A 3,583-nucleotide genomic window follows, 5' to 3' on the forward strand; every position below is an offset into this window, starting at 1 on the left:
CCAGCGCGCTCGACCTGTCCGTGAAGGGGGCCTTCGATCCGCACGGTATCCTGAACCGGCGACGCCGGGAGTTCCGCGCCATGGGAGCTGCATGAGCACCGTATCCACGTCGCCGAAGTGCGCGCTGCCCGGCACACCGCTGGCGCTCGCCAGCAAAGGGCTCGATGCCTGTGTGCACTGCGGCTTCTGCCTGCAGGCGTGCCCCACCTACGTGAATCTCGAAGACGAGAACGATTCGCCGCGTGGACGACTCGTGCTCATGCGTCGCATGCTCGACGGCGATATCGCACTCGACGATCCCACCACCGCGCAGCATATCGACCGGTGTCTGGGCTGTCGTGCCTGCGAGACCGCCTGTCCGTCGGGTGTACCGTACGGTGAGCTGCTCGAAGCCACGCGTGCGACCATGGCCCCGGTGCGTGGCGTGCCGTTCGTAGCCCGCGCCGTACTCGCCGTGTTCAAGCATCCGCTGCTGCTGCGCATCGCGCTGCTCGGCGCGCGGGCCTTCCGCGCCACCCGATTGCCGCATCTGCTCGCGCCAATCCTGCCGGCACGACTCGCCTTCCCCATGGCGATGATCGCGTCCACCACACCGGCAACGCTGCGCCCACGCGCGGTGCGTCGTGCACCGAGCGCGTCACCCACGACGCCGGCGTCGCCGCCCACGACCACCGCCACCTGCCTCACCGGCTGCGTAATGTCGGGACTCTTCTCGCACGTGAACGACGCCACCGAGCGCGTGCTCGCGCACAACGGCTTCGCCCTCCGCGTTTCAAGGGGTCAGAGTTGTTGCGGCGCCCTGCACGCCCACGCCGGTGATCTCGACAGCGCACGCGCCCTCGCCCGCATCAACGTGGCCGCCTTCGAGCAATCGGGGGCCGACGTCATTGCCGTCAACTCGGCCGGGTGCGGCGCCATGCTGAAACAGTACGGGCACCTGTTGCACGACGATCCGGCGTGGGCGGCGCGGGCCGAGCGCATCAGCGCGCGCACGCGAGACATCTCGGAGCTGCTGGCCACGGTTGGACCGGTCGCTGGCACCACACCCGTGGCGCTGCGGGTCACGCACGATCCGCCGTGCCATCAGATGCACGCCCAGCGCATCGTCTCCCCGCCGCTCGCGGTGCTGCGCGCGATTCCCGGACTCTCGCTCATTCCACTCGAAGACGCCGACCAGTGCTGCGGATCGGCCGGCATCTACAACCTCGTGGAGCCCGACACCTCCGACGCCGTGCTGGCACCCAAGCTCGCGCGCATCGCCGAGAGCGGCGCGGACTGGGTGGCTACCGGCAACCCGGGGTGCATGATGCAGATCGGCGCCGGCCTGCTGCGCAGTGGGTCGAAGGCACGCGTGGTGCACCCCATCGAGTTACTCGACGCGAGCTACGAGACACCACACGCCTGATGCGCACGCCCTGCCAGTGTTGCGCTCACGCAGCACTGTGCGGCGCCGACGAGGCGACCTCACGCGACAACTTCGACCGCCGCCATTCGAGCTGGGCCGTCGGGCGACCGAGTGTTTTGTTAAAGCATTGATTTGCAAAGACTTAGAACATGACAGACCGGCAACGCGAGCCGGTGGCGAAACGGCGTCGTGGCGAGAGAGACGGCACATCTGTTGCTACTAGGTAGAAATCGAAGAGTCCATGAATTCTCGGTCACTGACGCCAGGAGCTTTCCCAATGAAGTTGATCAGCCGCGCCGCCGTTGTTGCTGCCGCGCTCTCGTTCTCCGCCGTCGCCTCGCAGGCGCAGGTCCTCAACACCGGCCTCGGCGTCGGACCCATGGACGCCAACTGGACCGTCAATGTTTTCCAGATTTCGAATCCGCTCAACGTTTTGTACACGGGACAGGCGTATCGCATCTCGTCGATCCCCGGCGTGTGGGAGAACAACAGCGCGCCCACGTACAACTGGATCGGCGCCAGCGCGAGCGGCAGCTTGCCGCGCGGCAACTTGCCGGGTGGGTTCGGCTATCGCTACATCTTCACCACGAACCTGCTTGGCACCGGCCCGATTGTCGGCAGCATGGGCTGGGACAACAAGTTCGTTGGCTTTTCCTTCGACGGCGGTGCAACGACAGGTCTGTTCGGTAACAACGCCGCCGACTTCAACGAGTTTGGCTTCTGCCGCAATTCCGACGGTGAGTTCGACAACAAGCCGCAGCCCACGTGCACGCGCGACTTCACGATCGCGTCCAGCAACATTGGACAGGCCTCGACCTTCTCCGTCGTCATCGATGGCGACTTGGCTACCGACGGCCTGTTGATCCGCAACGCGACCGTGCCGGAACCCAGCACGTACGCGCTGATGGCGGCGGGACTGGCGGGCATCTTCGGTGTGTCGCGTCGCCGCCGTAACAACGCCTGATCGCTCGGCGCTTGCTGTTGTACGGGGTGGAGCGCTGATTGCGCTCCACCCCGTTTGTATTTCCGGCACGGTTCCGCCGACCGGCCTCCCTTCTCGCAACGTGATGCACCTCGCCAACGCATCCACGATCATCGTCGCCTTCGACGGCATCATCGCCGATACGTTACCGCCGCGCGCCATGGCGCTGGCCGAGGCGATCGCACACGAGTGGGCGCCGCTGGGTATCGAGGTCCCCACAGCCGACCTGCTACCGCTCCTGCCAGGTCGCACGTTCCTCGAGTGCGTCACCGTCGCCGTGCACCAGCTGCCGGCGCTGCAGCATGCCCAGCTCCGAAACGACATGACGGCTCACGAGCTCGTCGCGATGCGCGCGCAGCGTGAATGGGCCAACGCAGCGTCGCACGGCGTACCGCTCGGCGACGGCGTCATACACCACGTACGAATGCTGCTCGCACGCGGCGTGCGTCTCGTCGTGCGCAGCGATTCCCAGCGCCGCGAAGTAGAACCGCTGCTGCGCTTGGCCGGGCTGGAGGACAGCATGCTGTTCCTGCGCTGTTCCGACGACCTTCCGCGTACCGCCGGGTTCACCTCGCTGCAGGCGAGCTATGCCGCGATCGATGCCCGCCTCGACCGCCTGCGCATTCCCTGGGCACAACGCAACGCCGTCGAGGTGCCCGGTGGAGCGGCCGCGCGGCTGTTGCTTGACGCGGCCGGTCCCCGGTACGTTCTGCAAGACGATCTGCTGGCGAAGTCTCTGTGAGGTGTGCCGTTGTCCAACCCTGACGCGATCTCCCCGGGCCCCATGAGCCCCGCGACCCCGGAGCTACCGCCCGTTCCGGCACCACCGGCCCTCGCGTATCCGGCGTCGCTCTCCGCGAGCGACACCGCGGCCTACCACCAGCTGCAACGCGGGTCGGCATGGTTCGAGTCGGCAGACCAGTGGAGCACCTTCCTCGGCCCCAAGGCCGCCGACGCGCTCAACGGCCTCGTCACCAACGAGGTGACGTCGCTGGCCCCCGGCCACGGACAGTATGCCACGGCGCTCACGCCGAAGGGGAAGGTGCTGGGCGACATGTGGATTTTCCGCATGGACGAGGAGACGTTCATGCTCGCCCTGCCCCCCGCCTGCGCCCCGCAGTGGTTGGCGACGGCGCGCAAGTACGTGAACCCACGCTTGGCGAAGGTGGAGGACGCGGCCGAACAGTGGGCCACGT

At 67.1% G+C, this 3,583-nt stretch carries 3 protein-coding genes and 1 pseudogene; all 4 read left to right on the forward strand.

Features of this window, described 5'->3' with window-relative positions; translation table 11 throughout:
• Positions 1–91: 91 nt before the first annotated feature.
• On the forward strand, positions 92–1,405 hold the full coding sequence (locus ACIRA7_RS15795) for a (Fe-S)-binding protein (protein WP_396221795.1): 1,314 nt from the start codon (positions 92–94) through the stop codon (positions 1,403–1,405).
• 277 nt (positions 1,406–1,682) lie between these two features.
• A complete protein-coding gene (locus tag ACIRA7_RS15800) occupies positions 1,683–2,369 on the forward strand; it encodes a PEP-CTERM sorting domain-containing protein (protein ID WP_396221796.1) in 687 nt (228 codons plus the stop codon).
• 100 nt (positions 2,370–2,469) lie between these two features.
• On the forward strand, positions 2,470–3,129 hold the full coding sequence (locus tag ACIRA7_RS15805; RefSeq protein ID WP_396221797.1) for a hypothetical protein: 660 nt from the start codon (positions 2,470–2,472) through the stop codon (positions 3,127–3,129).
• A gap of 42 nt (positions 3,130–3,171) precedes the next feature.
• Positions 3,172–3,583 (forward strand): annotated as a pseudogene (locus tag ACIRA7_RS15810) (hypothetical protein); the annotation flags it as partial.

The organism is Gemmatimonas sp. (assembly GCF_044376735.1).
Classification (GTDB): Bacteria; Gemmatimonadota; Gemmatimonadetes; order Gemmatimonadales; family Gemmatimonadaceae; genus Gemmatimonas.